Origin of the sequence: Geobacter sp. (genome assembly GCF_030834625.1) — a bacterium.
In the GTDB taxonomy this organism is placed as follows: Bacteria; Desulfobacterota; Desulfuromonadia; order Geobacterales; family Geobacteraceae; genus Geobacter.
The window spans coordinates 1-2,148 of record NZ_JAUQXO010000054.1 but is presented as its reverse complement, the minus strand read 5'-3'; the positions used below and the strand labels follow the sequence as shown (position 1 = coordinate 2,148).

2 protein-coding genes are annotated in these 2,148 nt (G+C 56.8%); both read right to left on the bottom strand.

The genetic code is table 11. From position 1 onward, the window contains the following. A partial coding sequence (locus RCH91_RS13100; protein ID WP_306535410.1) for an AbrB/MazE/SpoVT family DNA-binding domain-containing protein occupies positions 1–143 on the bottom strand: 143 nt, incomplete at its 3' end. 171 nt (positions 144–314) lie between these two features. Then, positions 315–2,148, bottom strand: a 1,834-nt coding sequence (locus RCH91_RS13095) for a nucleoside-diphosphate sugar epimerase/dehydratase (protein WP_306535409.1), incomplete at its 5' end; no start/stop codon positions are given.

The window sequence follows — 2,148 nt, the reverse complement described above, 5'->3', positions numbered from 1 at the left end:
GTAGGAGGAAACGGTTTGCGCGGCCTGAGGAGGATGCCGTCGCCTACGCTCTCTACGACGAACTCCATGCCGGTCCGCCAGTGATGCGCCTCTCGCACCTGCTTTGGAATGATTATCTGCCCCTTGCTGGACAACTTGCTCATTTCCATTCAAACACCTCTCAAGTAAGACTTGGTAAGACATGATAGCAGGGGTTGAGAGGATGGTCAATCAACGCGTACCCTGAATTGCCCCGCACGGTGCATTACCGACACACAAGAGTCATCTCGATAGGAATAACGAGCGATGCGAATCATGGGTGGCCATATAGTCCTTCACGGCTTCTGCAGCTTGACAACCTTCGAAGAGGGGGGTGGGAAGAGATCGGGGCGGACCCGCTGGAAGGCGATCGGGGCGGGACCGTTGAAGGAATACTGGGGGGAGAATTCGGGAACAATCGTACGAAGCTGCTTCATGACGCCCGCTACGTCAGCGTCCCTGGCCATCGCAAAGAGAATGCCCAACGCTTTCTCCACAGCATCGAGATCGGACTCCATGGCACTGAGGACTTTGATCTTCCCGTGTCTGGTCGGCTTGATCCCCTCGCCATCAATGAGAAGCTCTTCGAAGAGCTTCTCCCCCGGCCGCAGGCCAGTGAAAACGATATCTATCTCCTCATAGGGGACAAATCCTGAAAGCCTGATCACCTCTTCAGCCAGGTCCAGGATACGAACCGGCTCCCCCATGTCGAGCACGAATATCTCACCACCGTTGCCGATGCACCCGGCCTGCAGCACCAGCTGGCACGCCTCGGGAATGGTCATGAAATACCGGATCACCTTGGGGTCGGTGACCGTCACCGGCCCCCCCGCCTTGATCTGCTCCTTGAACAGGGGAATCACGCTCCCGTTGCTTCCCAGCACATTGCCGAAGCGGACCGTGGTGAAATTGGTCCGGCTCCGCCTCGCCAGGCTCTGGACAAAAATCTCCGCCACCCGCTTGCTTGCCCCCATTATATTGGTGGGGTTCACCGCCTTGTCGGTGGAGATCATGACGAAATTCTTCACGCCGAACCGGTGGGCGGCATTCGCAAGCACCCTTGTTCCGCCGATATTGTTCGTGACCGCTTCCACCGGGTTGTATTCCATCATCGGCACATGCTTGTAGGCCGCCGCATGGAAGACCACCTCCGGCTGAAACTCATCGAAAACCATCTCGACCCGGCCTTGATCCCGCACGTCGCCGATGACCGGAATGATACGAAGATCGGGATACTGGGAGGTAAGCTCCTTCTCGACCTGATAGAGAGGGGTTTCCGCACTCTCGAAGAGAAGAAGCTTGTAAGGGGAAAACGCCGCCACTTGGCGGCAGATCTCGCTGCCGATGCTTCCCGCTGCGCCGGTCACCAGCACCCGTTTAGCGGTCAGGTATCCCCGGATGGTTTCCAGTTCGAGCTTTACCGGTTCCCGGCCGAGGATGTCCTCGATCTCCACATCCTTGATCTGGGAAATGGAGACCGTGCCGTCAATGATATCCTTGATCCCCGGCAGGGTCTTGAACCTGACCTTGGTCTCTTTGCAGCAGGCAACGACCTGCCGTGCCACCGCACCTTGGGCAGTCGGAATGGCGATGATGACCTCTTCGATTTGGTGCTTTCTGATGGCGGCCCGAAGGCGGCCCAAATTCCCCATCACCGGAACCCCCCCCAGGCGCATTCCCTGCTTTGACGGGTCATCGTCCAGAAAGCCGATGACCTGGTAGGCAGAATTTTTCTGCTTACGCAACTCTTTCAGCAAAAGGTGGCCAGCCTCTCCTGCGCCGATGATCAGGGTCCGCTTGCCGGCATGGTATCGAGGAATGAGGTAGGTTTCACGGTAGATCCGCCAGAGAAGTCGCGACGCAGATACCATGGCAAAGAGCAGAACCCAATCGAGAACGTAGATAGAACGGGGCAACGCTCTGGTATCGTCCAGGAGAACCAGGGCGAAGGACGCAATGAACGTCGAGAATGTAACAACCTTGAAAATCTCGATACCGTCCTGAAGTGAGGCGTACTTCCAGATACTGCGGTACATGCCTGAAAAGAGGAATACCAGCGGTTTCACAAGCAGGACGACCAGCAGGCCGTCCTTGATGAGTTCATGGTATGAGGCAGGAAAGGTGAAGTCA